This window comes from Trinickia sp. Z7 (assembly GCF_056498045.1).
Map to the genome: position 1 here is coordinate 18,391 of NZ_JAUEQW010000022.1, position 26,368 is coordinate 44,758.

The 26,368-nt window shown below is 64.5% G+C and carries 23 protein-coding genes and 1 pseudogene; 8 read left to right on the plus strand and 16 right to left on the minus strand.

The window, feature by feature from the left end; translation table 11 throughout:
• Positions 1–105 precede the first annotated feature (105 nt).
• On the minus strand, positions 106–1,038 hold the full coding sequence (locus QQS38_RS24375) for a LysR family transcriptional regulator (protein WP_479647916.1): 933 nt from the start codon (positions 1,036–1,038) through the stop codon (positions 106–108).
• The gene (locus tag QQS38_RS24380) at positions 1,035–2,612 is read right to left on the minus strand and encodes a methyl-accepting chemotaxis protein (RefSeq protein ID WP_479647917.1); all 1,578 of its coding nucleotides are present in this window, start codon (positions 2,610–2,612) and stop codon (positions 1,035–1,037) included. The genes QQS38_RS24375 and QQS38_RS24380 overlap by 4 nt, the downstream gene beginning before the upstream one ends.
• Positions 2,613–3,004: 392 nt before the next feature.
• On the opposite strand from QQS38_RS24380, the gene QQS38_RS24385 reads away from it, so the two are divergent.
• The 3 genes from QQS38_RS24385 to QQS38_RS24395 are packed head-to-tail and all read left to right on the plus strand — an operon-like array spanning position 3,005 to position 8,848.
• Positions 3,005–3,811, plus strand: coding sequence for a putative hydro-lyase (locus tag QQS38_RS24385; RefSeq protein WP_479647918.1), 807 nt, complete (start codon positions 3,005–3,007; stop codon positions 3,809–3,811).
• Positions 3,812–3,855: 44 nt separating this feature from the next.
• A complete protein-coding gene (locus QQS38_RS24390; protein ID WP_479647919.1) occupies positions 3,856–5,178 on the plus strand; it encodes an MFS transporter in 1,323 nt (440 codons plus the stop codon).
• A 34-nt stretch (positions 5,179–5,212) separates the two neighbouring features.
• Positions 5,213–8,848, plus strand: a complete 3,636-nt coding sequence (locus QQS38_RS24395) for a hydantoinase B/oxoprolinase family protein (protein WP_479647920.1) — start codon at positions 5,213–5,215, stop codon at positions 8,846–8,848.
• Between the two features lie 106 nt (positions 8,849–8,954).
• Here the strand turns inward: QQS38_RS24395 and QQS38_RS24400 are convergent, their stop codons facing one another.
• Both QQS38_RS24400 and QQS38_RS24405 read right to left on the minus strand, forming a co-directional pair.
• Positions 8,955–9,710, minus strand: a complete 756-nt coding sequence (locus QQS38_RS24400; protein ID WP_479647921.1) for a Fic family protein — start codon at positions 9,708–9,710, stop codon at positions 8,955–8,957.
• 134 nt (positions 9,711–9,844) lie between these two features.
• Complete coding sequence (locus QQS38_RS24405; protein ID WP_479647922.1) at positions 9,845–10,582, minus strand: SDR family NAD(P)-dependent oxidoreductase; 738 nt, start codon at positions 10,580–10,582, stop codon at positions 9,845–9,847.
• A 105-nt stretch (positions 10,583–10,687) separates the two neighbouring features.
• On the opposite strand from QQS38_RS24405, the pseudogene QQS38_RS24410 reads away from it, so the two are divergent.
• The 5 genes and pseudogenes from QQS38_RS24410 to QQS38_RS24430 all read left to right on the plus strand — a co-directional run.
• A pseudogene (locus QQS38_RS24410) lies at positions 10,688–11,572 on the plus strand (AraC family transcriptional regulator); the annotation flags it as partial.
• Positions 11,552–12,223 carry a helix-turn-helix transcriptional regulator gene (locus tag QQS38_RS24415; protein WP_479647955.1) on the plus strand — a complete coding sequence of 224 codons (672 nt, stop codon included), beginning with the start codon at positions 11,552–11,554 and terminating at the stop codon, positions 12,221–12,223. The pseudogene QQS38_RS24410 and the gene QQS38_RS24415, both read left to right, overlap by 21 nt.
• The gene (locus tag QQS38_RS24420) at positions 12,220–12,636 is read left to right on the plus strand and encodes a VOC family protein (protein WP_479647923.1); all 417 of its coding nucleotides are present in this window, start codon (positions 12,220–12,222) and stop codon (positions 12,634–12,636) included. Before QQS38_RS24415 ends, QQS38_RS24420 begins: the two co-directional genes overlap by 4 nt.
• Before the next feature lie 20 nt (positions 12,637–12,656).
• Entirely contained in the window at positions 12,657–13,139 is a 483-nt protein-coding gene (arsN2, locus tag QQS38_RS24425; RefSeq protein ID WP_479647924.1) for an arsenic resistance N-acetyltransferase ArsN2, read from the plus strand.
• A gap of 43 nt (positions 13,140–13,182) precedes the next feature.
• Complete coding sequence (locus QQS38_RS24430; RefSeq protein ID WP_479647925.1) at positions 13,183–13,674, plus strand: VOC family protein; 492 nt, start codon at positions 13,183–13,185, stop codon at positions 13,672–13,674.
• A gap of 80 nt (positions 13,675–13,754) precedes the next feature.
• Here the strand turns inward: QQS38_RS24430 and QQS38_RS24435 are convergent, their stop codons facing one another.
• From QQS38_RS24435 to QQS38_RS24490, 12 genes are all read right to left on the minus strand, one after another.
• Positions 13,755–14,408, minus strand: coding sequence for a nucleoside/nucleotide kinase family protein (locus QQS38_RS24435; RefSeq protein WP_479647926.1), 654 nt, complete (start codon positions 14,406–14,408; stop codon positions 13,755–13,757).
• 123 nt (positions 14,409–14,531) lie between these two features.
• Positions 14,532–15,530, minus strand: a complete 999-nt coding sequence (locus QQS38_RS24440; protein ID WP_479647927.1) for a M14 family metallopeptidase — start codon at positions 15,528–15,530, stop codon at positions 14,532–14,534.
• An 11-nt stretch (positions 15,531–15,541) separates the two neighbouring features.
• On the minus strand, positions 15,542–15,931 hold the full coding sequence (locus tag QQS38_RS24445; protein ID WP_479647928.1) for a helix-turn-helix domain-containing protein: 390 nt from the start codon (positions 15,929–15,931) through the stop codon (positions 15,542–15,544).
• Positions 15,928–17,091, minus strand: coding sequence for an NAD(P)/FAD-dependent oxidoreductase (locus QQS38_RS24450; RefSeq protein ID WP_479647929.1), 1,164 nt, complete (start codon positions 17,089–17,091; stop codon positions 15,928–15,930). The genes QQS38_RS24445 and QQS38_RS24450 overlap by 4 nt, the downstream gene beginning before the upstream one ends.
• Positions 17,088–18,473 (minus strand): FAD/NAD(P)-dependent oxidoreductase, encoded by a 1,386-nt coding sequence (locus QQS38_RS24455; protein ID WP_479647930.1) that lies wholly within the window; start codon positions 18,471–18,473, stop codon positions 17,088–17,090. Before QQS38_RS24455 ends, QQS38_RS24450 begins: the two co-directional genes overlap by 4 nt.
• A complete protein-coding gene (locus QQS38_RS24460) occupies positions 18,458–18,772 on the minus strand; it encodes a (2Fe-2S)-binding protein (RefSeq protein ID WP_479647931.1) in 315 nt (104 codons plus the stop codon). The genes QQS38_RS24455 and QQS38_RS24460 overlap by 16 nt, the downstream gene beginning before the upstream one ends.
• On the minus strand, positions 18,769–20,604 hold the full coding sequence (locus QQS38_RS24465) for an ABC transporter ATP-binding protein (protein ID WP_479647956.1): 1,836 nt from the start codon (positions 20,602–20,604) through the stop codon (positions 18,769–18,771). Before QQS38_RS24465 ends, QQS38_RS24460 begins: the two co-directional genes overlap by 4 nt.
• 8 nt (positions 20,605–20,612) lie before the next feature.
• A complete protein-coding gene (locus QQS38_RS24470; RefSeq protein ID WP_479647932.1) occupies positions 20,613–21,527 on the minus strand; it encodes an ABC transporter permease in 915 nt (304 codons plus the stop codon).
• Positions 21,524–22,480, minus strand: coding sequence for an ABC transporter permease (locus QQS38_RS24475; protein ID WP_479647933.1), 957 nt, complete (start codon positions 22,478–22,480; stop codon positions 21,524–21,526). The genes QQS38_RS24470 and QQS38_RS24475 overlap by 4 nt, the downstream gene beginning before the upstream one ends.
• Positions 22,481–22,572: 92 nt before the next feature.
• Positions 22,573–24,192: an ABC transporter substrate-binding protein gene (locus tag QQS38_RS24480; protein WP_479647934.1), complete on the minus strand. Its 1,620-nt coding sequence runs from the start codon at positions 24,190–24,192 to the stop codon at positions 22,573–22,575.
• Positions 24,193–24,333: 141 nt separating this feature from the next.
• Entirely contained in the window at positions 24,334–25,611 is a 1,278-nt protein-coding gene (locus tag QQS38_RS24485; protein WP_479647935.1) for an NAD(P)/FAD-dependent oxidoreductase, read from the minus strand.
• Between the two features lie 39 nt (positions 25,612–25,650).
• Positions 25,651–26,319, minus strand: a complete 669-nt coding sequence (locus QQS38_RS24490; protein ID WP_479647936.1) for a haloacid dehalogenase type II — start codon at positions 26,317–26,319, stop codon at positions 25,651–25,653.
• Positions 26,320–26,368: the final 49 nt, after the last annotated feature.

The window sequence follows — 26,368 nt, forward strand, 5'->3', positions numbered from 1 at the left end:
CGGCGTAGAAACGCCGTCTTTCCCATGCGTCGCCGCGCAAACGGCCCGCGAGCCGAGCGATAAACCACGCCTCGTTCGCCGCGTGCAACGGCGTGCAGCGACGCCTCAGAGCGCCTCGACCAAATCCGGGCGCTTGGTCCTGCAATAGGCCGAACACGCAATATGGGCCGCGCTCGCGGCAGCGTTCACCATCGCGCTCGCATTCATGGGCTTACAGACCGACACGATGATCGGCGGGGGCACCGGCTTGAGCGCAAGCTCGACGAATTCTCCCGTCTGCAGCTCGTCGGTGACGAACAGGCTCGGGATACAAGCGACGCCATAGCCGTCGCGAACGAGTTGCACGATGGCGGCCACCGAGGGAGAGCAGGTCACCCGGGTTTGCTCGGGACGCATCTGTTCCTGGCGAGCCAGCGTATGCACGATGCTCTGCAATGCCACTTGCGGGGCCGTCCCGCGGCCGAACGTCAAGATCGGCCGTTGCAACACGCGTGCGGCAAGCCCGGTCGTGCGCCGCGACAGCAACCCGCGGCGCGCGATCCAACGCACCGGGTAGCTGGCGATGGCGCTAGAGGCGATCTTCGTGCTGTCGATCCCCTCCACGCGAATCGCCAGATCGAGTTCGCCCGCCAACAAGCGCTGCTGTAGGACGGCGCTCGAATCGACGGTCAAGTCGACATCGAGTTGCGGAAATTTCGCGTTCAGGTGCGTAATGTAATGCGACAGCCATGAATGAACGACGGTCTCGATCACGCCCAATCTGAGCTTTCCGCCAACGACGACTTCCTGCCCGGCGGCCTCGCGCAGCGCGCGCGCCGCGTCGACGACATTGCGTGCGAGGCCAAGCAAGCTCTCGCCCGCCGGGGTCAGCCGAAATTGTGTCGTCGTGCGGTCGATGAGCTGCGTGCGCAGGTCGTCTTCTAGCGATTTGATCCGCAATGAGATCGTCGCGGGCGTGGCGTGCAGCACGCGCGCGGTGGCGCGGAAACTCTCGAGTTCCGCTAGCGTGACGAAGGTTTCGAGAAAGCGCGTATTCATCGAGTCGCTAGGTGCGTCGCATCGGCTTGCACGCGGAAGACTCGAATAGCCGCCCCTAATTGCTGCGCCTGCTCGTTCAGTGAGGCAGCCGCGGCGGCGGCCTGCTCCACGAGCGCCGCGTTCTGCTGCGTTGCGCCGTCCATCTGCGCGATCGCACGATTGACTTCGTCGATGCCGGTACTTTGCTGCACGGACGCCGTGGCGATCTCGTCGACGATCGTCGTGACGCGTTTGACCGCCGTGACGATGCCGTCCATCGCTTGACCGGCGCTTTCGGCCAGCGCCGCCCCGCTCTCCACTTGCGTCAACGAGGTATCGACCAGCACGCGAATCTCCTTCGCTGCGGCCGCACTGCGCTGCGCGAGACTGCGCACTTCGCTGGCCACCACGGCGAAGCCGCGTCCGTTTTCGCCGGCGCGCGCCGCTTCCACCGCCGCGTTCAGCGCGAGGATGTTCGTCTGGAAGGCGATGCTGTCGATGACCGACGTAATGTCGGCCACCTTCTTCGAGCTTTCGGCGATCGCGCGCACCTTGCTCACGACATCGCCGACCACGCCCCCGCCGCGCTCGGCTTCCGATGACGCACTCGCCGCGACTTCCGTCGCACGCGAGGCATTCTCGGCGTTTTGCTTCACGGTCGACGTAAGCTCGTCCATCGCGGCCGCCGTTTCCTCGAGCGAGGCCGCTTGCTGTTCGGTTCGGCTCGACAAATCGCCATTGCCTGTCGCGATCTCGGCCGCCGCGGTATGGATCGCTTCGGCGGCCGACTTGACGCGCGAGACCGCGCCCGCGAGCGTATCGCGCGTATAGGCGATCGCCGACACGATGCTTTCATCGTCGCCATGCGCAACGTCGATCCGCCCCGTCAGATCTCCCGAAGCGATCTGGCGCGCCAGCTCGGCGGCACGAGACGGCTCGCCGCCCACGGAGCGGCGCACGCTCTTGACGGCCAATGACGTCAACAGGGAAATGGCCGCGCCAAGCACGATCAGGACCGCTAAGGACGTGACAAGGGTGTGATAGAACGCCGCTTGAATATCGTCCTGGTAAACCCCGGCTATGAAGTCCCAATTCCAGGGCTTGTAACGTTTGACGAAGCCCAGCTTCGAACTCGGCTCTTTTTCACCCGGCTTGGGCCACCAGTACTCGACGTAACCGATGCCGCCGGGCGAGGCGCCCGCCGCCGCGATGTCCTTATAGAGCAGATTGCCCTTCGCATCCTTCCATTGCGACATGTCCTTGCCATTGAGCTTGGGCGCCATCGGATGCATGACCACGACGGAATCGGCGCCGACCACCGTGACGTAACCGTTGCCGCTGTAGCGCAGATCGGCGATGCGCGCGAGCGCTTGCTGTTTGGCGGCATCCGCGCCGATCTTTCCCGCCTGCGCATCGCGATCGAGACCGGCCGCGATCGAATAAGCCGTTTCCGTGACGTCCGCAAGCGCGTGCTTGCGTTCGGTCAACTGCATTTCGCGCATCTGCAAGGCATGCCAGACGGTTAGCGTCAGCAATCCAACCCAAGTCAGCAGCAGCGGGATCCAGAGCTTTTGTCGCAAAGTCAAACGAGACATAGTGTTTCTTCCGACGAATAGGGCTTGTTCGTATGGTGGGCCGGCCGCGCGAAAGCATCGCGCCCCCGGTCATGCTTATCGGCATCCTGGCGCCGATGTTAAGCAGAACAAAAAGCCCACGCCGATCTTTTCGATGCATCCGCTGCGGGGTTCTGCACCAGGTTAGTCAACCGGATGCACCATCGCTGGGAACCCGCCAATTATCGCCCATGCCTTGCGCTGCACGGCTCCAAGGTTCGTTCCGATACCCCGACGTTCGCCGCATCGCCGGGAAAACCCGCACGAATCCGTTAAAAAAACCTTGACGGCACCGCGCGGAATAACTTGCTGGCGTGTCATTAAATTCAAACCTAATCTCCTGTCCAAGCCATCGCCCTTGCCCCGTTGCTCGATTGCTCGATTGCTCCACCGATTCAAGGAATACCGTCATGCCCCACCACTTCCGCCAGCTCGTGCGCCGCAAGGACTTCACCGGTCCCACGGCAGGCCAGTGCGGCGACTACGCTCAAGCCAATCTCGTCATCATCCCGAGCTCCTATGCCGAGGATTTCCTGCGGTTTTGCGTGAGGAATCCGAAAGCGTGCCCGTTGTTGGGCGTGGGCGAGCGGGGGCAATGGGCGATCCCCTCGCTCGGGCGCGACCTCGACCTGCGCACCGATGTCCCCGGCTACAACGTCTATCGCGACGGAGTGTTGACCGAGCAGCCCGGCGACATCGTCTCGCTGTGGAACGACGATCTCGTGGCGTTCGCGATCGGCTGCTCGTTCTCGTTCGAACAGATGCTCGCGCTCGAGCGCATTCCCCTGCGGCACGTCGAAGAAGGCGTCAACGTGCCGATGTTTCGCACCAACGTCGCCAACGTGCCGGCCGAGCCGTTCGGCGGACAACTGGTCGTCTCGATGCGGCCCATGACCGGAGCGAACGCGATCCGAGCCGTGCAGGTCACGAGTCGATTCCCGTCGGTTCACGGGGCTCCGGTGCATTTGGGCCATCCCCGCGCGATCGGCATCGCGGATCTCTCACGTCCCGACTACGGCGATGCCGTCACGATCCGTGAAGACGAAATGCCGGTGTTCTGGGCGTGCGGCGTCACCCCGCAAAGCGCGATCGAAGCAGCGCGCCTGCCGTTCGCTATCGCCCATCGCCCCGGCCACATGCTGGTGACCGATATCCCCAACGCATCGCTCGCCGTCCTTTGACGTGCGGTTGATTCTCGAACGTCCGTGGTAGCGAGGAGACCACCATGAATACCGAAGCACATTATCCCGACATGAAGCACGCAGACGATACGGCGGCAAGCGCCGCCGATACGAGCGAAGGCCGCCACGCGATGTTCGGCTGGTATGCGCACCTGAACGCCAACGAACGGCGTGCGTTCTGGAGCTGCAAGACCGGCTACGCACTCGATGCGATGGACACCCAGTTTCTGAGCTTCGTCATCCCCGCGTTGATTGCCACGTGGGGGCTCACCAAGGGCGAAGCGGGACTCATCGGCACGGTTACGCTGCTGATGTCGGCGGTGGGCGGCTGGCTCGCGGGCATCTTGTCCGACCGGTTCGGACGCGTACGCACGCTGCAGATCACGATCGTCTGGTTCGCCGTCTTCACGCTCGCGTGCGCGTTTGCGCAGAATTTCACGCAATTGCTCGTCGCCCGCGGGCTGATGGGGCTCGGGTTCGGCGGAGAGTGGACCGCGGGCGCCGTCCTGATGGGGGAAGTCATCCGTGCCCGCGATCGCGGCAAGGCCGTCGGGATGGTTCAAGCGGGCTGGGCCATCGGCTGGGCCGTGTCGGCCGGGCTCTATACGCTCGTGTTCACGTTCCTGCCGCATGAGATCGCTTGGCGTGCCCTGTTCGCGCTGGGCATCTTGCCGGCCCCCTTCGTCATCTTCATTCGCCGTTTCGTCGAAGAGCCGGAGGTGCATCGCCTTGCGAAGCAACGTGAACGCGAGACCAACGCAGCGCACTCGTTCCTCGAAATCTTCAGCGCCGACATGTGGTTCACGACGCTGCGCACCGCCCTGCTTGCAACCGGCGCGCAAGGCGGCTACTACGCGATCACGACCTGGCTGCCCACCTACTTGAAGACCGAGCAGCACCTGAGCGTCGTGGGCACCGGCGAGTACCTTGCCGTGATCATCGCAGGCTCATACGCCGGCTATCTGTTCGGCGCATGGCTTTCCGACCGGATCGGCCGCAAGCTCGGCTTCATCACGTTCGCGCTGGCGTCGATGATCATCGCGCTCGCCTACACGCATGTTTCGCTCGACAACACCCTGCTTCTGATTCTTGGTTTTCCGCTCGGCTTTTTCGCATCGGGCATGTTCTCGGGCATGGGCGCCTTCATGTCGGAACTCTTCCCGACGCGCATCCGCGGCTCCGGCCAAGGCTTTTGCTACAACTTCGGCCGCGCTGTCGGCGCTGCCTTCCCGTTCCTCATCGGCTACGTCGCGCAGCAAATCACGCTGGGCGCGGCGATCGGCGCATTCGCCGCGGCAGCGTACGGCGTGGTGATTCTCGCTGCCCTCACGCTGCCCGAGACGCGCGGCGCCAAGCTCGAGCACTAATTCCCTATCGCACTCTCTGTTTCAGGCCCCAACCATGACGTACGACACCACTGAAAATATTTCGGACTCCGAACGATGGCAGTTCTGGATCGACCGCGGAGGCACGTTCACGGACATCGTCGCGCGGCGCCCCGACGGCATGCTCGTCACGCACAAGGTCCTCTCGGAGAACCCCGAGCGCTATCGCGATTCGGCGGTGCAAGGGATTCGCGAACTGCTCGGTGTCCCGAACGGCGCGCCGGTCCCCGCGCACTTGATCGAATGCGTGCGGATGGGCACGACCGTCGCCACCAATGCCCTGCTCGAACGCAAAGGCGAGCGCACGGTGCTCGCGATCACGAAGGGATTTGCGGACGCGCTGCGTATCGCTTATCAAAACCGGCCGAAGCTGTTCGTGCGCAATATCGAGTTGCCCACGTTGCTCTACGAGCGCGTCGTGGAGATCGACGAGCGCATCGGCGCGCGCGGCGAAGCCGTGCGCTCGCTCGATGAAGCGGCTGCGCGTCAAGCATTGCAAAGCGCGTACGACGAGGGCATTCGTGCTTGCGCGATCGTGTTGATGCACGCCTATCGCCATCCCGAGCACGAGCGCAAGCTGAAGGCGATCGCGCAAGAGATCGGCTTCACCCAGATTTCGGTGAGCCACGAGGTCAGCCCGCTGATGAAGCTGGTCTCGCGCGGCGACACGACCGTCGTCGACGCCTATCTTTCGCCGGTGCTGCGCCATTACGTGCGCCAAGTGGAAGGCGAGCTAGGCCCCGTGCCGCTGCAATTCATGCAAAGTAACGGCGGTTTGACCGACGCGCACCGTTTCCAAGGCAAGGACGCGATTCTGTCCGGCCCCGCAGGCGGCATCGTCGGCGCGGCGCAAGTGGCAGCGCTCGCCGGGTTCGACCGCATCATCGGCTTCGACATGGGCGGCACCTCGACCGACGTCACCCACTACGCAGGCGAATACGAGCGCGAATTCATTACCGAGGTGGCCGGGGTGCGCATCCGCGCGCCGATGATGAAGATCCACACTGTCGCGGCCGGCGGCGGCTCGATCTGCAGCTTCGACGGCGCCCGTTTCCGGGTCGGCCCCGAAAGCGCGGGGGCCAATCCGGGCCCCGCATCGTACCGGCGCGGCGGCCCCTTGACGGTCACCGACTGCAACGTCATGACGGGCAAGCTCAACCCGCAATGGTTCCCGGCCGTATTCGGCCCCGAGGGCGACGAACCGCTCGACGATGCGATCGTGCGCCGACGCTTCACGACGTTGGCCGGCGAAGTGGCCGCGGCAACCGGAATCGAGCGTCAGCCGGAGGAGATCGCCGAAGGTTTCTTGAAGATCGCCGTCGAGAACATGGCCAATGCGATCAAGCAAATCTCCGTGCAGCGCGGCTACGACGTGACGCAGTACACGCTCGCCTGCTTCGGCGGCGCGGGCGGCCAACATGCGTGCCTCGTCGCGGACGCACTCGGCATGACGCGCGTGTTCATTCATCCGCTTGCGGGCGTGCTGTCGGCGTACGGCATGGGGCTCGCCGACGTGCGTGCGCTGCGCCAACGCGCGCTCGAAGTCCCGCTCGATGCGCGCGCACTGGCCGCTTGCAAAACCGAGTTTGCGGACCTGGTGGATGCCGCTCGCCGCGAAGTCGCCGAGCAGCGTATCGATGACACGCGCGTCACCGTCTGCCACAAACTGCATGTGAAGTACGACGGCACCGACACCGCACTCGAAGTCGACTTCAAGGAAGACGTGGCGGCCGTGACCGCTCAATTCGAAACGCTCTACCGCACGCGTTACGGCTTCCTGATGCCCAACCGCGCATTGATCGTCGAAGCGGTTGCCGTGGAAGCGATCGGTTGCACGCAACAGGCTGACGACGAACGCTGGCCGCTCGGCGAGAACGCATCGGCCGCGCCGGCCCCGCTCGCCACCACGCGAGTCTTCACCGGCGGCCAATGGCGCGAGACGCCGGTCTACGATCGCGACACGATGGCGCCCGGCGCAAAGATCGACGGCCCTTCCATCATCAAGGAACGCACCGGCACGACGATCGTCGAACCGGGATGGCAGCTCGTCGTGACGCGCCACAACCACATGGTCGTGGAGCGCACGGTGCCGCTCGAAGCGCGCCACGCGGCCGGCACGCAAGCCGACCCCGTGCTGTTGGAAGTGTTCAACAACTTGTTCATGTCGATCGCCGAACAGATGGGGGTCACGCTCGCGAACACGTCGTACTCGGTCAACATCAAGGAACGCTTGGACTTTTCGTGCGCGTTGTTCGATGGCGACGGCAATTTGATCGCGAACGCGCCGCACATGCCGGTTCACCTCGGCTCGATGGGCGAGAGCGTGCGCACCGTGATCGAGCGCCGCACCGGCACCATGCGGCCCGGCGATGCGTTCGCGCTGAATGCGCCCTATGCGGGCGGCACGCATTTGCCCGACGTGACCGTCATCATGCCGGTGTTTACCGCTGGTTCCAGCGAACCGATGTTCTACGTCGCGGCGCGCGGCCATCATGCCGATATCGGCGGAGTCACGCCCGGCTCGATGCCGCCCGATTCGGTCCATGTCGATGAGGAAGGCGTGTTGCTCGATAACGTGCAACTCGTCGCCGAAGGCCGCTTCCTGGAAGGCCGAATTCGCGACAAGCTGCTCTCGGGCCCATGGCCCGTGCGCAATGTCGAGCAGAACCTAGCGGACCTACGCGCTCAAGTGGCCGCCTGCACCAAGGGAGCATTGGAACTCGATCGCATGTGCGGACAGTTCGGCGTCGATACGGTGCAGGCTTACATGCGGCACGTGCAGGACAATGCCGAGGAAGTCGTGCGCCGCACGCTGTCGGTGCTCAAGGACGGCCGTTTCGAATACGCATTCGACGACGGCGCTAAAATCGTCGTCAACGTGTCGATCGACAAGGCGCAGCGTTCAGCCGTCATCGATTTCGCCGGCACGAGCGAGCAGCAGCCGAACAACTTCAATGCGCCGGCGGCGATCTGCAAAGCGGCCGTGCTCTATGTTTTCCGAACGCTCGTAGACGAGGACATCCCGCTCAATGCCGGTTGCTTGAAGCCGCTCGAGATCAAGATTCCCGAAGGCTCGATGCTGAACCCGCGCTATCCCGCGGCGGTCGTGGCGGGCAACGTCGAGACATCGCAGGTGGTCACCGATGCTCTCTACGGCGCACTGGGTGTCATGGCCGGCGCTCAAGGCACGATGAACAACTTCACGTTCGGCAACGATCGCTTCCAGTACTACGAGACGATCTGCGGCGGAGCGGGCGCGGGCCCGACGTTCGACGGGTGCAGTGCGGTGCAGACCCATATGACGAACTCGCGCTTGACCGATCCCGAGGTGCTCGAATGGCGTTTCCCCGTGCGGCTCGATGAATTCCGCGTGCGGCGCGGCAGCGGCGGCGCCGGACGCCATCGCGGGGGCGACGGGACCGAGCGGCGCGTGCGCTTTTTGGAGCCGATGACGGCCGTGATGCTCGCGAATCGGCGCGAAGTGCCGCCTTTCGGCCTCGAAGGCGGCACGCCGGGGGCGGTCGGAGTGAACTGGGTGGAGCGCCTGGACGGCACCCGCGAAGACTTCGGCGCGCGGCATCGGATGCAGATGGGCGTGGACGATGTCATCGTGATCCAGACGCCGGGGGGTGGCGGTTACGGCGCAGCTTGAGGCCGCCTCGTCGATCCCAGCTAAAACGTCCGCCGCGAGCCATTCGCGGCGGACGTTTTTTTCCGTAACGGAACAGCGCGGGATACGCCGCGCGGTAAAGGGTTCGTCAGTCGGCCGCCCCGAGCGACCCAAGGTAAGTGGTAAGCGTCCGATGGGTCGCTTCGGCGACAAGCAGCGTCAAGGCGCTGACGTCCTCGGTCGCGCATGCGCGTTCAAGTGCGTAGTCGTAGGTCGCGCGGTCCTCGCCGCGGATGATCGCGGGCGGGTACCCCGCCTTCATCAGATCCAGATTCGACAGAAGCCGCCCGATCGTTCGATTGCCCCCCATGAACGGGTGAATCGTGACGAACCGTGCCTGCAGCTCGGCCGCCCGCGCCAGCGGATGCATCTTTTCCGCGTGCGCACGCCATTCGATCAGCGCGGCCAGCTGCGCCGGCACCTGGGAGAAGTCGACAGGAGCGGGACACGTGCCGGTAGCCGGTACGTTCTGCTCGCGACATCGCCCCGCTTGCGTGTCATCTATGCCCGCGAGCAGCAAACGGTGGATCCGTTGAATGTGCTGCACCGACAGGGTCTCGTTGCCCGCGACGATATCCTCGACATAGCGGATCGCATCGCGATGGTTCGCCGCTTCGCGCTGCGCTTGCGACGGCTCGCCGGCCACCGTGGCGCCGTCGAGCGCACCCTTCGTTTCGCTCGGCGTGAGCGTATTGCCCTCGAGGGCGTTCGAGTGATAGGTCCACTCCAACGTCAACTGCTCGCGCAGCGCTTCGAGCGTATGCAGCGGCAAAGGCCGCGCGGTGTCCAGCCTTGCCTTATCGGCATCGACGGCTTGCAGCAAGGTCTGTAGAGACGGATTCATGAATTCACCATTGCGATCGTGACGCGCGAGATTGTATACCGTCACTAGGGCGGCGCTCGTTACGATCGCACTCGGTGCGGCACGATTCGACACCTGTTTCGACACCTGTCGGCTCGTGCCTGCTCGCATGCGCCCTACGACATCAACGCCATCGCATCCTCGCCGGCGGCAAGACGAATCGGGCAAGCCGGGTCGGTGGCCGCGCGCCAGATGGCCTTGGCAACGTCCAGCGAATGCGTCACGGCCGTCGCTTGCTCCCACCCCGCGAACACCCGCTGCGCCAAATCGACGTAGGGTTCGGGAACGCCGTTTTGCATCCGGCCGCGAGCATGCTCGCTGAAGCGCGTTTCGGGAGCGCGCCCCGGCAACACGACCCTCACGCGCACGTTGAACGGCGTCAGCTCCAATGCGAGCGTTTCGGAGAACGCATTGATTGCGGCCTTGCTCGCGGTATAGACGGAAAGCAGCGGCAGCCATTTCAGCGTCACGCTCGAAGTGACGTTCACCACGACGCCCGCTTGGCGTTGCCTGAATTGAGGCAGCACGGCTTGCGTCATGGCGATCGTACCGAGCGTGTTCGTCTCGAACACCTCGCGCACGACGTCCATCGCCAACCCTTCAAGTGCGTTCAATACGCCGATTCCGGCGTTGTTGACGAGCACATCGATCGGCCCCGCGTCTTCCACGGCGCGGCGGATGCTTTCCGGATCGGTGACATCGAGGGCGACGATGCGCAATCGCTCCGAACGGGGCAACAGGTCGGGATCCGGCTTGCGCATCGTTGCGACGACGTTCCATTCGCGCTCGAGAAAATATCGGGCGGCATCGCGCCCGAATCCCGACGAGCAACCCGTGATCAGAATGGTTTTCATACGCGGCACTCCTTTCTTCGAATCGTTGCGGTATCGAAACGATAGTGGCTAACCTCCGGATTAGCTACAATCCGGAGTCCGAGTTTCATTCGCAGGAGTCCGGGCATGATCGATCCGCTCTCCGAAGTCGTCATGCTGCTGCAACCGCGCCCGGCATTCTCGAAAATCGTCGGGGCGGCGGGCCGCTGGCATGTGCGCCGCGAGGAATCGGGCCAACCGTTCTATTGCGTGATCCTCGAAGGGTCGTGCCGCCTGACCGTCGACGGCCGCGCTCCGATCACGTTGCAAGCTGGCGATTTTGTCCTCATCCCCTCTGGCTTCGCCCGCTCGATGTCGAGCCTCGCTCCGCCTTCGTCGAACGACACCGTGACCGCCCCGGTGCGCCTGAGCGACGGCCAATTTCGGCTCGGCGACCAAAGCGGGCCGGTGGACGTTCGTTTTCTGATCGGCCATTGCGTCTTCGGCTCGCCCGATGCGGGTCTGCTCGTTTCGTTGTTGCCGCAGCTCGTACATGTTCGCGGCGACGAGCGGCTCGCCACGCTCGTGCACCTCGTGGGCGATGAATCGCGCGCGTCGCGCCCTGCGCGCGAAGTGGTCCTCACGCGGCTATTGGAGGTCCTGCTGATCGAGGCGCTGCGGTGCAACGCGCAGACGGCTGCGCCGCCCGGACTCTTGCGCGGGCTCGCCGACGAACGGCTCGCAGCCGCCATTCGCGCCATGCATGAAGCGCCCGCCCATTCGTGGACCGTGCCTGCGCTGGCCAAGCTGGCCGCGCTTTCGCGCTCGGCGTTTTTCGATCGATTCAATCGCGCCGTGGGCGTTGCGCCCATGGAGTACTTGCTCAATTGGCGCATGGCGATGGCCAAGCGCCTCTTGCTGCGAAACGAAGGCAGCGTGGCCGAAGTGGCAGAGCGCGTCGGATATCGTTCGGCCAGCGCATTTAGCGTGGCGTTTGCGCGCGTAGTGGGCGTGCCGCCTACGCGATTTGCGAACGCAAAGGCGAAAGCAGAGCCAGAGTTCGAGCCCGAATCCGAATCCGAATCCGAATCCGAATCCGAGTCCGAGTCCGAGTCCGAGTCCGAGTCCGAGTCCGAGCTGGAAGCGCCGCCCTCTGAAAAGCCCGCCCCGCCGCCTGCGGCATCGCCTCGACCCGCCGATTCCGCCCCATTGGAAGATCCCGGGCTATTGCGCCGCCTGCTGCGCGCAAAGGACCGCATCGATGCCGCTTCGCATGAGGCGTGGCCCGTCGAGCGCCTGGCGAAAATAAGCGGCGTGTCCGCAGCGCATTTTGCGCGCTCGTTCAAGCGCGCCTTCGGCTTGCCGCCGCACCGCTACCTCTTGACGCGGCGCATCGAGCAGGCTGCCGCACTGCTGCGCGAGAGCGATCTGAGCATCACCGAAATCGCCTTCGCCACCGGTTGGGAAAGCCTTGGTACATTCGGGCGCATTTTTCGCGACGTCACCGGACACAGCCCCGGCGCATTGCGCGACCAAGCCACGGCGGACGAGACCCGTCTGTCGGTCGTGCCGGCCTGCGTCGTGAAGGCCGCCCAACGCCCCGATATCACCATCGCAGTTTCGGAGAAGCGACGGCGTGCGGCAGGCGCTACATTGCCGCCTTCAACCAAGGAGGCGTTATGAATGAAGGCATCGATGTCGTAGGGTTGTATGTCGGCGACCAGGACGAGGCGCTCGCGTTTTACGTCGACAAGCTCGGCTTCAAGGTTCATACCGACGTGCGCAACGGCGATTACCGCTGGCTCACGGTTCAGCACCCGGACCAACCGTCGTTTCAGCTCGGGCTGTTCACGCCCGGGCCGCCCATGCACGACGTCGCCACCGCGCAAAGCCTGCGCGCGATGGTAGCCAAGGGCGCGATGCCGCCGCTCGTGCTTGCCGTCGCCGATTGCCGCGCGACCTACGAGCGGCTGCGCAAGCGCGGCGTAGAATTCACGCAAGAGCCGATCGACCGCTATGGCAGTGTCGACGCGGGCTTTCGCGATCCTGCCGGAAACGGCTGGAAAATGATCCAAGCACCGAAGGCAAAGGATTGAATACGAACGCGAGGTCCGCCGTGCCCACGCACGCCATCCGTGCGGCACGGCCCGATGACTTCCCCGCTATCCGTGCGTTGCTCGTCGCACAGGGCTTGCCCGCGGACGACGTCACCGCCGGCGACGCCCAGCGCTTTTACGTTGCAGCGGGCAGCGACGACACGCTCCTCGGCTGCGCCGCGATCGAGCCCTACGGGGCCGATGCGTTGCTGCGGTCGGTGGCGGTTGCGACGAATGCACAGCGGCGGGGGCTGGGCGCGGCGCTCGTCGAGCGTGCCCAACAAGAAGCTGCACGTGGTGGCGTACATCGTCTATTCTTGCTGACGATCGATGCGAGCGGCTATTTCGCGGGCATGGGCTATCGTGAGGTCCCTAGAAGCGACGCTTCGGCGCCCATGCAGTCGAGTTCACAATTTGCGTCGCTGTGTCCAGCATCGGCAGTTTGCATGATGAAGGCACTGGGTGAGGACGCCGCCGCGGCGCGCCCCATAGGCGATCGCTGAGAGCGGCGATCCAATACGGTTCGATTCGCACGGAGAGACGAAAATGGTCAAACTCAGCCACACGATTGCGCCCTTTCTCTGGTTCGACACCGAGGCCGAAGAAGCCGCCCGCTTCTACACGTCGCTCTTCGACGATAGCCGTATCGTCACCACGAGCCGATACCCCGACGCCGTGCCCGACAAAGCCGGTTCCGTCATGGTCGTCACGTTCGAGCTTGGCGGTCAACGGTTTCATGCGCTCAATGGCGGCCCGCAATACAAATTCGACGAATCGATCTCGCTGCTCGTCGAATGCGAAACGCAGGAGGAGGTCGACGAACTCTGGACGAAGCTCTGCGAAGGCGGCGAGGAGCGCCCGTGCGGATGGCTGGTCGACCGTTACGGCTTGAGGTGGCAAATCACGCCGCGGCGTCTGCTCGAATTCGTATGCGGCGACGATCCCGCTGCGGCATCGGCCGCCATGCGCGCAATGTTCGAGATGAAAAAAATCGTCATTGCCGACATCGAACGCGCCGTTCAAGCGAGCCGTCGCTGACCGTTCGCATGTCGCGCTGCGAGAATCCGTAGGCACGCTCGGCGCGGCGACCGACTCTGCGCAGCGCGCCGGTGCTTCGACTAAACGTTCGCCACGACGAACTGCGCGGCCACACTTCGCGACAGCACGAGCTCTACGTTGAGCAGGTCGTTGCCATCCAGCTTCGCGCGTACGGCAGCTTCATCCATGCCGTACCCGCGCCATCTCGCCGTCAGGCGATCGATCAGCGCTTCGCGCGGAACGTCGAGCATGACCGTGACATCGAAGAACCGCCGCAAAGGTGCCCATGCGGGATCGTCGAGCAGCAGATAGTTGCCTTCGACCACGATGCACCTTGCCGAGGCCGGGATGATTTGAGCGCCGGCTCGTGCGATTTCAAGAGAGCGGTCGAACACCGGAACGGCGATCTCTCTTCCATCGTCGGCAACGAGGCGTTCGAGCATCGCTTCGAGCCCACCGACGTCGAACGTATGAGGCGCGCCCTTGCGGGCGCGTTGGCCGCGCGCCTCGAGCACGCGATCGTCGAAATGAAAGCCGTCCATCGCGAGAATGCAGGCGAAATCCGGATGATCGCAGTTCAGACCGTCGCATAGCGACTGCACGAAAGTGCTCTTGCCCGCGCCCGGTGCGCCTGCGATGGCGATGAGCCGACGCGCGCCACGCGGCATGGCGCGCACGCGCTCGATTAATTGTGCAAGATCGATTCGGCTCTGCTGCGCGGTTGTGCGGTTCACTGCAAACGGCTCCGGTGGGTGGGCTGGTAATGTAGGCGTCCTGCCTTCGTTCAGGCGCGCATGTCGCGCAACCTGCGCTAGATTATCCAGTCTTCCCCTGCGGCACGCCAGATGCCGCTCGCATCAGCCACCCGCTTGCCCTTCGTCCTTACGTCGGTCAATGCGCGCGCCGATTCGGCCCAGCCGTACCACCGTCACGCCGGGCCGCAGCTGTCTCAGCGAAGGCATGACGAGAACGCAATCGTCGTATGGCGTCACGACAGGCTCGCCGTCCGACCATCCGATCACGGTCCCCGCTTCGGGAAACGTCTCGAGCCCCGTGTAATCGCCCGCAAAGCGAAAATCCATGCTCTTGGCGACCACCGGTTGCGTCACGCGCACGACCGTCATCCGCCGCGGCAACGGCGCGATCCATCTCCGCGGCAGATCGGGTTCTTCGACTACACCCGACATCAGCAAAAACCTCGCCGTACAATCGCGCGCCACGTCCACCGCGCGCCGCTCCCAATGCTGCCCGCATTCGATCAACAATGCGTTCTTCGCGCTGTGGGGATCGCCAAAACCGGCGTAATCGCGCATGCGCTTGCCTTGCGGATGCCCTTCGTCGCTGATGACGGTAGCCGGCGTGCCCAGGTGTACGGCAAGCTCGATCCCTTTATCGAGGGGGCCCGACACGATCAGCGGCGCGCTTCGCTCATGCATGGAATGAAGATCGAGCAGCAAATCCACGCTATCGATCACGGGGCGCATCGCTCGGGCGCGCTCGAGCTCCTGCGATCGACGCGTGAGATCGTCGAGCACAGCGGCGGTCCATACCCGATTGAAATCCTCGTCCACGTAACGCGCCGCGTCGGGCTGGGCGGGATCGAAACGAGCATAGGCCGACACGTTCGCGAACGACAGCGTGAGCCTTCCGCGGCGCGGACGCAGGCCGTGCCGGAGCAAGGCGTCGACGACGATCGCACCGCACACTTCGTTGCCGTGCGTCAGCGCATTGATCATCACGTGCGGACCGGCAACGCCGGAATCGAACGTGTGCACGTAATCGACGCCGGTGTTGCCCGGCGCGTGCCGGTCGATATCCGGAAACTCGATTTCGATCGGATAGGCTTCGTTGGTCACGCAATCGCTCCTTACGCTGAACGCCTTTGATCCATCGCAGGGCGCTTGCCCGGCGCGCGCTTGGCCTTGCCGAGCGCCGCGCCGCCGGCGGCCACGAAAGCCGTCGGCGTCATCCCGCACATGCGCTTGAAATGCCGCCCGAAGTGGCTTTGGTCGAAAAAACCGACTTCGGTCGCGACCGCCACGCTCGGTACGCCGGCCAACAGCAACGATTGCGCCCGTTTGATGCGCAAGCCGCATAGATAGCGATACGGGGAGGAACCGAAACGCTCGCGAAACACGGTAGCGAAACGGGAGATGCTCAGCGCGGCCGGCGCCGCCATTTGCGCGAGCGTCAGCGGTTCGGCGAAATGCGCCTCGATAAACGCCCTGGCTAGGTCAAGCCCTTCTGATCGCGTCATATCGCACCTTCTTTTTCCTGCTTCGCCGCCGCTCGTTCGCCGAAGCGGCCGATCGAAAACTTATCGAGCGCAATAGGCGTGGCGCCCGTCGATATCAATTCGGCCAGCGTTTCGCCCACCCCGGGACCGATCTGAAATCCCGATCCGCTGAATCCAAAACCGTAGTAAAGACCATCGACCGCTCGACTCGGCCCGATCACCGGCTCGGCGTCGGGCAAGTAGCCTTCGACACCGCTCCAAGTGCGAATCACATGCAGTGGCGCAAGACCGGGCACGAGCCGCCGGAATTGCGCCATTTGGCGCACCGTGTTGAGCGGTACGACACCGGCGCGGTTCGTTTCGATGCTGGCCGGGCCGTGCGGCCCGCCGCCGAGAATGAGGTTTCCGCGCGGAATTTGGCGAAAGTAGACGCTTTCCGCCTTCACCGTGGTGAACACGCCCATCGACGAATGGAACACGTAGGGTACCGGCTCTGTCACCGCCATTTGCGGACCGCGCGATTCGAGCGGAACGGACTCGCCGAATTGCGAACTGAGCCGATTCGCCCAAGCACCTGCGCAAATCACGAGTTGAGCGCTGCGATAGACCCGCCCCGCGGTATCTTCGACGCGAAAGCCCGCGCCCTCGCGCTCGACGCGAACCACCTCGACGTTCTCATGCACGTCGGCGCCCAGCTTGCGAGCGGCCCTGCCGAACGCCGGCGCGGCCAGTCGCGGGTTGGCGTGGCCGTCCAAGGGCGAAACCGACGCCGCCAGCACGTCGCGCCCCAGAAACGGAAAACGCTCGAGGAGCGCCCGTCCCTGCAGCACTTCGAGCTCGAGCCCGCACTCGCGCGCCTCGCCCGCATAGCGCACGAACGTATCGACGTCCTGCTCGCGGTAGCACACGCGCGTGTGGCCGCTTGCGAGGAATTCGACGTCCTCGCCAAGCCATTCGGCGGCATGCCGCCACGTAACCAGCGCGCGATTGGCAAGCGGCAATTGCTCCAACGCGCGCCCTTGCCGTCGAACGCCACCGAAGTTGACGCCGCTCGCTTGCTGGCCGGTCAGCCCTCGTTCGAGCAAGCGCACCGATTGGCCACGGCGACGCAGGAAAAATGCGGTCGTCGTTCCGACTATGCCGCCGCCCACGATGAGGACATCCGATTCGAGCGTCTTCATGCTTCGGAGTCCTCGACGATCGCCATGGGAAGCGGTTTCACCGGCGCTTGCGAGCGCAGCCTGCCCACTTGCACGAGCGGCACGCCCGCCTCGGCTGCAATGACCTCTGCCGCGGCATGGCCGCAATAGCGGCCTTGGCATCGCCCCATGCCCACCCTTGAGAATGCCTTAGCACGATTGGCTTCGGTGGCCCCCGTCGCGCGAACGACTTCGCGCAAGGCGCCCGCCGTAACGGCTTCGCAGCGGCACACGATCGTATCGTCCGGCAACCGAGCGGCTTCGTGTGCGGGCCATGGAAACGCCCGCCGCAAGCCATCGGCGAAGCGCGTGTATCGAGCGAGCGCCTTGCGCAATTGGGCCGCGCCCGGCCCTGGCCCGTTCGTCTGCACGCCGCCCAAATCGCGCAACACGGCCAACGCGGCCGCGCGCCCCGCGCGTTCGGCGGCATCGGCCCCGCGAACGCGGGCGCCGTCGCCTGCAAGGTACACACCCTTGACGCTGCTGCGCCCGTCTGCGTCGACGCTCGGCAGCCACTGTCGGCTCGCGTCGTCGAACTCGAATGCACAACCGGCAAGATCGGCCAATTGCGTTTCAGGGCGCAAGTGGTGCCCCATCGCCACCGCGTCGCAATTCAGCTCGAGCCGGCTGCCGTCCGCTTGCTCGGCCACGACACCGCAAACGCCGTCTTCGGCCGTGCCGAGAATTTCCACGGGCCGCACGCCGCAATGCACCGGCACACGCGCTTGGCGCAGCACGCGCAGCAAGTTCAGCCCTTTCACGAGCGCCGACGGCACGGCAAGCATCGCCGGTAACGCCGCATAGCGCTCGCGCGCCTTCGACGTGTCGAGCACTGCAACGAGATTGGCGCCCGCCTTCACGTACTGAGCGGCAAGCAGATAAAGGAGCGGCCCGCTGCCGAACAGAACCGGGCGGCTGCCGATGGCGCAGCCTTGCGATTTCAATGCGATCTGCGCACCGCCCAGGCTGTAACTGCCCGCGTATTGCCAGCCCTTGACCGGCATCAGCCGATCTGTCGCGCCGCTGCAGACGATGAGCGCATCGAAAGCGAGCGAGCGATAGCGCTCGCCCGCGACGAGGTGGATTTCCCCGGGCGTGATGTTCCAGACGAGCGTCTCGGGCAAGTAATCGATATCGCCTTTCAAGGCATCGAAGCTTCGATGCAGCGCCTCGGCGCGACGGGCCTCCGTGCCGTAGAGCGTCTCGTACGAGCGCGTGAATCCCTCGGGTTGCCGGCGATAGATCTGGCCGCCGTCTCGCCTTCCTTCGTCGACGACGAACGGCCGATGCCCGGCTTGCACGAGCGCTTGCGCGGCGCGCACGCCCGCCGGACCCGCACCGACGATCACTATGCGCGCGGCCATACACCTCTCCCGGTCGCCGCCAGGCGTGTCACGAGCGACATGCCCGGTGCGGCGGGCGTCGTGCATGCGCGCAGACGCGTGCCGTCCTCGCACCATACCCAGCAGTCTTGACACGCGCCCATGAGACAGAAGCCGGCACGGCGCCCGTCGCCGAACTCCGAATCGCGGACCGCGCGCACGGTGCCGAGCAAAGCGACGAGCACCGTATCCCCCTCGGCGGCTTCGCAGGCGACGCCATCGACCTCGATCGTGAACGTCTTTCTCTCGCGTTCGGCCACCCGCACGAACCGTCCGCTCATGCGGCGCCTCGCAGGGGTTGAAGCAGCTTCAATTCATCCGCCGAACGATGACAGAGAATCTGCGCGCCGGACGGCAGCACTCTCATCGGCGGCCGCTCGACATTGCATTTGCCCTCCACGCGCGCGGAGCACCGCGCCCGGAAGCTGCACAGTCCCTCCGCTTCGCCCGACGCGCTTTCCGACAGCGGAGGCAGCGCGCAGTTGCCGATATTGCGATGCGCGTCCAGCCAGCCGCGCTTCAGTGCAGGCACCGAATCGACCAGCAAACCCGTGTACGGGTGATGCGGCGGTTGATCCAGCAAGCGGCGCTGCCCCGCCTCCACGCGCCGGCCGGCATAGAGCACGACCACGTCGTCGCAGATCGCGCGCACGGTGGAGATGTCATGGCTAATGAACATGTACGACACGCCCAGTTCGCGACGCAACTCGCGCAACAAGTCCAGAATCGCCGCGCCCACTAAGGTGTCGAGCGCCGACGTGACTTCGTCGCACAGAATGAGCGACGGCTCCGCAGCCAGCGCACGCGCAAAGTTCACGCGTTGTTTTTGTCCTCCCGACAAGCCGGCAGGACGCCGCCCGGCGATCGACGCCGGCAGCTTGACGAGATCGAGCAATTCCCCGATGCGCCGTTGCGCGGCCGCTGCGCGCAACCCTCTATAGAACGCCAGCGGACGGCCTAATATGTCCGCCACCGTATGACTCGGATTGAGCGCCGTATCGGCATTCTGAAACACGAGCTGAATCCTGCGGTATTGATCGGCTGTGCGCCCATGCAATCCCGGCGCAAGAGGCTGCCCCTCGAACAGCACCTCACCGCTCGTCCGCTGCACGAGCCCCGCGACGACGCGCGCGAGCGTCGTCTTGCCCGACCCCGACTCGCCGATCACGCCGAGCGCACCGCCGCGCGGAATCGACAAATTGACATCGTCGAGCACCCGCACGGCGGGGTTGCCATTGCGATCGACGCGGCCGTAGCCGGCCGAAAGGCCTCGAATCTCGAGCAACGATACGTTGGGGGCCGCTGCGGCTGCTTGGCTCGAGCCGGCGTTCGCCTCTCGGCGCGCCGATGCAGCCAACAGCGCTCGCGTGTAGGCATGAGCGGGCGCGTCGAGCACTTGATCGACGTCGCCGCACTCCTGCACTTCGCCGCCGTTGAGCACGACGATCCGGTCGGCCATTTGCGCGACCACCGCCAAATCGTGCGATACGTAGACCGCCGTGGTGCCGACCTCCTTGATCACGCGCTTGAAGGCGGCGAGCACTTCGATCTGCGTCGTGACGTCGAGCGCCGTCGTCGGTTCGTCGAAGACGATCACCGCCGGATCCGTGATCAACGCCATGGCGGCCATCAGGCGCTGAAGTTGCCCCCCCGACACTTGATGCGGATACCGTTCGCCGATGTGCTCTGGATCGGGCAGCGCCAATGCGCGAAAGAGCGCGACGGCTTTCGCGCGCGCGGCCTCGCGCGTCGTCAACCGATGCAGCAACGCAGGTTCGATCACCTGATCCATCAACGTGCGCGCCGGATTGAATCCGGCCGCCGCGCTTTGCGCCACGTACGCCACGGTCCGGGCGCGCAATGTGCGCCGGCCCGCTTCGTCCAGCGCGAGGACGTCGGTGCCGCCCACGCGCACGCTCCCGCCCGAGAAAGCGCACCCTTGCCGCGTATAACCGAGCAGCGACAACGCGATGGTCGTCTTGCCGGAGCCCGATTCCCCGATCAACGCCAGCACTTCGCCTTGCTTCACGTCGAAGTCGACGCCCTTGACGATTTCCGCGGCATCTCCGCCCGGGCTGGCGGCAACGATGCGCAGCCCCTTCACCTCGATCATGATGTCGCTCACGGCCGTCCTCCCTTTCCGAACCCGGCATGACGCCGCAAGCTGTCGATCAGCAAGTTCATGCCGACCGTCAGCGTCGCAATGGCGATCGAAGGCATCAGCACAGCCGGCGCCGCTTGCGCCAAGCCGCCGATGTTCTCGCGTACGAGCGAGCCCCAATCCGCGTTGGGCGGTTGCACGCCCAGGCCGAGAAAACTGAGGCCGCTCAGCAGCAACACGATGAAGACGAACCGTAAGCCGAAATCGGCCAGCACCGGGTGAATCATGTTCGGCAGCACTTCCACGCGCGCGATGTACAGCAGGCGTTCGCCGCGCGCCCGGGCCACGAGAACGTATTCGAGCGTCATTAAATTGACTGCGAGAGAACGCGAAATACGGAAGGCGCCGGGAATGTAAGCCACGGCCGCCACCATCGTCAGCATCGGAACCGACGAGCCGAACGCGGCGATGGCGACGAGCGCCAACACCTTGCTCGGAATCGAGATCAAGGCGTCGAACAGGCGGCACATGACCTCGTCCACCCAGCGCGCCGACACGGCGGCAACGAGCCCCAAGCAAGTGCCGATGCCGCTCGCGAGCAAGGCGGCGGCAAGCGCGAGCCCGACGGTGTAGCGCGTGCCGTACAGAATGCGGCTCAACATGTCGCGGCCCAGATAGTCGGTGCCGAACGGATGGGCGGCGCTGAAGCCCGCGAAGCTCAGCGTGGACGCGAGCACGCCTTCCTTGTACGGCGCGAGCATGGGGCCGAACACGGCCATCGCCAGCCAGAAGCAAACGAGCGTCATGCCGATCTTGCCGAGCCAAGACAGACGAGCGCGGCGCGGGCGGCGCGCGGGCGCGGCCGCGTCGGACGCCGCCTCGTCGTAAATCTGCGTGCCGGGGTGGGCAATCGAGGGTTGGATAGGGCGAGTCATCGTTGACGGAGCCTCGGATTGGAAACGATCTGACATAGGTCTGCCATCAAAACAAGAGCGAGATACGCTGCGCAGAACACCATGACGCAGCCCTGCACGAGCGGCATGTCGCGATTGGTTACCGCGTCCACCATCAAGCTCGCGAGTCCCGGGTAGTTGAAGATCGATTCGACGATCACCACGCCGCCGAAGAGGTACGACAAACTGAGCGCCACCGCGTTGGCGATCGGGCCGATTGCATTGGGCAGCACGTGGCGCAACACCACACGCACTTGCGATGCGCCCTTGAGGTAGGCCATCTCGACATACCCGGCGTTGAGTTGGTCGAGCACGGCCGCCCGCGTCATGCGCGCCATTTGCGCCACGAGCACGCAGCACAACGTCATGACCGGCATCGCATAGATGCGCACGATATCGCTGAACGAAGACACCGAAGACAGATACGACAGCGCCGGAAGCCAATGCAGATTGACGGCGAAGATCAAGACGGCCACCGTCGCGACCAGGAACTCGGGCACCGCCACGGTCGCGAGCGTCAAAATGTTAAGCGCCCGGTCCAGCAACGAACCGCGAAACATCGCCGAGAAGATGCCGATCGCGAGCGCAATCGGCACCGAGACGACCGTCGTCAAACCGGCGAGCATCAGCGAGTTGGGCAGACGCGTTCGGATCAGCTCGCCAACGGGCAGGCTATTGGACAGCGACATGCCGAAGTCGCCTCGCACGACGTGTGCGAGCCAGCTCAAGTAGCGCTGCAGCGCCGGTTGATCCAAGCCGAATTGATGCCGCAGCGCCGCCACGGCCTCGGGCGTGGCGGCCTGGCCGAGCGCCTCCTGCGCGGCGTCGCCGGGCAGGAGACCCGTCATCGCGAACACGATTGCCGAGACGATCAGCAACGTCAGCAACGCAAGGCCCAGGCGGCTGGCAATCAACCTATATGCTTGACGTTTCATTTAGATGTGCCTCCTTCAGTCTCGTGCATGGCATGTCCGAGTTCGATCACTCGATCCCCTGCCCTTTAACCGCGCGCGCCCTTCCCGGCCCGTCAGGCTTCCAGCCAGACATGCTCCGCGAAAGCGAAGCCCATGAGCCCCGCCAACGGAATGGAGCCTAGCCCTTGCAGCTTCGTCGTATGCGCGTCGAGCGAGCTCAGGAACATCGGAATGCCGATGCCGCCTTTTTCATGCACGAGCACCTGCATATCGCCGTAGATCTTCTTGCGCTTTGCTTCGTCCGGCTCGCCGCGCGCCGCAACGAGCATTTGATCGAACTGCGGGTCTTTCCAGTTCGCCTCGTTCCATGGCGCATCCGATTTGAAGAACTGCGTGAACAGCATGTCGGCCGTGGGGCGCGCATTGATGTTGCCGTAGGAGAGCGGATGCTTCATCCAGTGATTCGACCAGTAGCCGTCCGAAGGCACGCGCGTCACTTGCAACGTCAAGCCTGCGAGCGGGGCGGCCTGCTGCAGCAGCATCGCCATATCGACGGAGCCATCGGCGGCCGGGGACGCGAAGACTTGCAGCGGCGTGCTGCCGATATTGGCCTTCTTGAAGTAGAACTTCGCCTTGTCGGGGTCGAACGGCCGTTGCGGCAGCCCGGCGAAGTAGTACTTGTTGGTCGGGTCGATCGGCTGATCGTTGCCGATCGCGCCGTAGCCTTGAAACACGGCTTGACGCATCTGATCGCGATTCTGCAAATGCATGAGCCCGAGACGAAAATCCTGATTGCCCGTGATCCCGCCATCATTGCGAATGATGAGATCCGTGTATTGCCCCGTCTTCGTTTCGAGCACGGCGAAACCGGGCGTGGCCTTGATGCGGCCCGTCGATTGCGGGTTCAACTGATTGATGAGCTGTACGTCGCCCGACAGCAGCGCATTGACGCGCGCCGATTCGTCCGCGATGCCGATGAGCTCGATTTCGTCCAGATGCGGCAGGCCCGGCTTCCAGTAGCGATCGTTCTTGACTACCACCGTATGCACGCCCGGCGTGAATTCCTTGAGCTTGAACGGACCCGTCCCGATCGCGCTCTTCGCGAAATCCTTGGTGCCGTCTTTCACGATGAGGAAGTGCGCGTCGGCAAGAATGACGGGCAAATCGGCATTCGGGCCGGACAGCGTGATCGTCAGCTCGTTCGGGCCGGTCGCCTTCACGTCGCTGATTTGATCGGCAAGCGTCTTGGCCTTCGAGGCCGTGGCCGGGTCTTTGTGGCGCAACAGCGAATAGGCTACGTCGGCCGGCGTGAGCGCCTTACCGTCGTGGAACTGCACGCCCGAGCGCAGCTTGACGACCCAAACCTTCGCATCCTGCGTATCGAACGAAGTGGCGAGCGCCATCTTCGCCCCGAGGTGCTCGTCGAGCTCGGTCAAGCCGTTGTAGATCATGTTGCAGCGAACGTAGTCCGTTGCGAGCGAGCCCTTCGCGGGGTCGAGCGTGTCCGCCGTGGACGACGATTGCGTCGCCACCCGAATCTTGCCGCCCTGCTTCGGCTTGGCTTGCGCCTGCGCGGCCGTGCTCGCCACGAGCAAGCCGCCACCCGTCACCGAGACGAGCCCCGCCGCAACCAGCGCGCGCAACGCGTCGCGGCGCGAAGCGCCTTTCGCGGTCAATTGCTCGAGTGTGGTCTCGGCTCCGACAGCACCGTATTGTGAGGTGTCCTTTTTCATTTCACTTCTCCGCGAAGTAAGCCAAGGCTGGCAAAAACAGTTAACCGGCGGTCAACTTGAAGGTTTTAATACGCCTTAACGTTCAACGAAGGTTTTCTTACCTTCGCTGCAACGACTGTGAGCGCGTTCGTCGGCCCGATCTCAATAGAACACGTCTTTGATACGGTAATAGGCGCCGACGATCGGCAGAAACCAGGGTTTGCCCGTGTGGCCGGGAATCGCGGGCCAGGGCAGATCGCGCCACGGATTGGCATCCGTTCGGCCGTCGATGACATCTGCCATCACCTGCCCCATATGCGTCGACATCTGCGTGCCATGCCCGCTGTAGCCAAGCGAGAAGTACAAGCCGTCGTGCTGCCCGGCGCGCGGCAAGCGATCCGCCGTGATGTCGACCAGGCCGCCCCAGCAATAGTCGATGCGCGCGCTCGCCAATTGCGGAAACAGCTCCGCAAGGCTGCGCTGCAAAATGCGCCCGCTCTTTTCGTCGGACGGCTGCTCCGACGCCGTGAACCGCGCGCGGCCGCCGAACACGAGCCTCGCATCGGCCGTCACGCGGAAGTAGTTGTGCATGAGCCGCGTCGTGGTATAGGCGCGCCGCTGGGGGAAGATGCGCACCACGGCTTCGGCGCCGATGGGCTCGGTCACGATGATGAACGAGCCGATCGGTGCGAGCCGCCGCCGATACCATGCGAACGGTCCGTGCTTGGACGGGCCGGTCGCGATCAGCACGTTCGTCGCCGTCAGCTCGCCCCGCTCGGACACGATGCGGTAGCCGCCCGCTCCTTGCTTGACGATCGCCGAAACAGGCGCATGCTCGTGCAAGGCAGCCCCGTGCCGGCGCGCCGCATGCGCGAGACCCGCCGCGAACTTGCCCATATGCATCTGCCCGCCATGGCGCTGCAGCAAACCGCCGTAGAACCGCTCGGACTGCACCTCGTCGCCAATATGCGCCGCATCGATCAGCTCGATGTCTTGATCGACTTCCCGATGTATCAACTCCGCCGTTTTCTCCAAGTGCGCGTAATGCTGCGGCTTGGCGGCCAACTTGAGCTTTCCGGTGGCGAGATAGTCGCAATCGATCGCTTCCTCGCGAATCAAGCGCTCGACCGTATCGACCGCAGCCGCGTAGGCAAGGTAGTAGCGGCGCGCACGCTCGAGACCCAACTGCGACGCGAGCGCCGCGAAATCCTGCGCGACCCCGGTGTTGACTTGCCCGCCGTTGCGGCCCGACGCGCCGCCGCCGATCCGCCCGGCATCGAGCAACGCCACCGCCGCACCGCGCCGGGCGAGCGCAACGGCTGCCGAGAGCCCCGTGAAGCCGCCGCCGATAATGGCGACGTCCGCGCGGCCCTGCACGGGCCCCTCGTCGCCGAGCGGCGCGGCGGGCACGGTATCGAGCCAGTAGGACTCTAGCTTCATCGTGGCTTTCCTCGGTTCAATGGCGGCTGCGTCGAGCGATCACAGCCCGAGCATCGATGCGAGCTGCGGGATGCCGTTCACTTCGTAGTACTCGTAATACGGCGTGGAGGGCTCATGTCCACGGTTGACGAACGCCTTGTGCTTGATGCCCAAGTCGTGCGCCGTCATCAGGTCGTAGCGCAGGCTCGACGACACGTGCAGGACGTCTTGCGGATTGCAACCGAGCTTGTCGAACATGTACTCGAAGCCCTGCATGCGCGGCTTGTAGGACTGCGCTTGCTGGGCCGTGAACACTGCGTGAAACGGCGCACCTAGCTTATCGACGTTGCTCTGAATTTGGTCGTTCGATGCGTTCGACAAAATCACGAGCTTGTACTTCTTGGCGAGACGCGAGAGCCCTTCCGGCACGTCCGGATGGGGGCCCCAGCTCGGCACGGCCAGATAGAAGCTTTCCGCCTTTGCTTCGTCGAACGGCACGCCCACCCGCTTGCAGGCGCGGCGAAAGGCGTTGACGACCACCTCGCGGTAGGGTTTCCACGCACCGAGCACCTCGTCGAGGCGATAACCGGCGAACGCACTGACGAGACTTTCGAGTTTGGCGGAATCGAGTTCCTCGCCATAAAGCTCGCGTGTCATGTCCGCCATGCGGAAACGAGTCAACGTGCCGTAGCAGTCGAACGTGATGTATTTCGGCTCGAAATCGATCATCTCAATGCATCCTCTGGTAGGTTCGTGAGTGGCTTGCGAGCCGCCGCGT

What these genes read in the sequence shown, in the direction of transcription:
- QQS38_RS24400 (WP_479647921.1), bottom strand. Translation starts at nt 9,710, where the DNA reads ATGAATCCGTCTCTACAGACCTTGCTGCAAGCCGTCGATGCCGATAAG.
- QQS38_RS24405 (WP_479647922.1), bottom strand. Translation starts at nt 10,582, where the DNA reads ATGAAAACCATTCTGATCACGGGTTGCTCGTCGGGATTCGGGCGCGAT.
- QQS38_RS24445 (WP_479647928.1), bottom strand. Translation starts at nt 15,931, where the DNA reads ATGACGCGATCAGAAGGGCTTGACCTAGCCAGGGCGTTTATCGAGGCG.
- QQS38_RS24475 (WP_479647933.1), bottom strand. Translation starts at nt 22,480, where the DNA reads ATGAAACGTCAAGCATATAGGTTGATTGCCAGCCGCCTGGGCCTTGCG.
- QQS38_RS24470 (WP_479647932.1), bottom strand. Translation starts at nt 21,527, where the DNA reads ATGACTCGCCCTATCCAACCCTCGATTGCCCACCCCGGCACGCAGATT.
- QQS38_RS24380 (WP_479647917.1), bottom strand. Translation starts at nt 2,612, where the DNA reads ATGTCTCGTTTGACTTTGCGACAAAAGCTCTGGATCCCGCTGCTGCTG.
- QQS38_RS24395 (WP_479647920.1), top strand. Translation starts at nt 5,213, where the DNA reads ATGACGTACGACACCACTGAAAATATTTCGGACTCCGAACGATGGCAG.
- QQS38_RS24465 (WP_479647956.1), bottom strand. Translation starts at nt 20,604, where the DNA reads ATGATCGAGGTGAAGGGGCTGCGCATCGTTGCCGCCAGCCCGGGCGGA.
- QQS38_RS24480 (WP_479647934.1), bottom strand. Translation starts at nt 24,192, where the DNA reads ATGAAAAAGGACACCTCACAATACGGTGCTGTCGGAGCCGAGACCACA.
- QQS38_RS24485 (WP_479647935.1), bottom strand. Translation starts at nt 25,611, where the DNA reads ATGAAGCTAGAGTCCTACTGGCTCGATACCGTGCCCGCCGCGCCGCTC.
- QQS38_RS24375 (WP_479647916.1), bottom strand. Translation starts at nt 1,038, where the DNA reads ATGAATACGCGCTTTCTCGAAACCTTCGTCACGCTAGCGGAACTCGAG.
- QQS38_RS24455 (WP_479647930.1), bottom strand. Translation starts at nt 18,473, where the DNA reads ATGGCCGCGCGCATAGTGATCGTCGGTGCGGGTCCGGCGGGCGTGCGC.
- QQS38_RS24430 (WP_479647925.1), top strand. Translation starts at nt 13,183, where the DNA reads ATGGTCAAACTCAGCCACACGATTGCGCCCTTTCTCTGGTTCGACACC.
- QQS38_RS24490 (WP_479647936.1), bottom strand. Translation starts at nt 26,319, where the DNA reads ATGATCGATTTCGAGCCGAAATACATCACGTTCGACTGCTACGGCACG.
- QQS38_RS24420 (WP_479647923.1), top strand. Translation starts at nt 12,220, where the DNA reads ATGAATGAAGGCATCGATGTCGTAGGGTTGTATGTCGGCGACCAGGAC.
- QQS38_RS24460 (WP_479647931.1), bottom strand. Translation starts at nt 18,772, where the DNA reads ATGAGCGGACGGTTCGTGCGGGTGGCCGAACGCGAGAGAAAGACGTTC.
- QQS38_RS24390 (WP_479647919.1), top strand. Translation starts at nt 3,856, where the DNA reads ATGAATACCGAAGCACATTATCCCGACATGAAGCACGCAGACGATACG.
- QQS38_RS24450 (WP_479647929.1), bottom strand. Translation starts at nt 17,091, where the DNA reads ATGAAGACGCTCGAATCGGATGTCCTCATCGTGGGCGGCGGCATAGTC.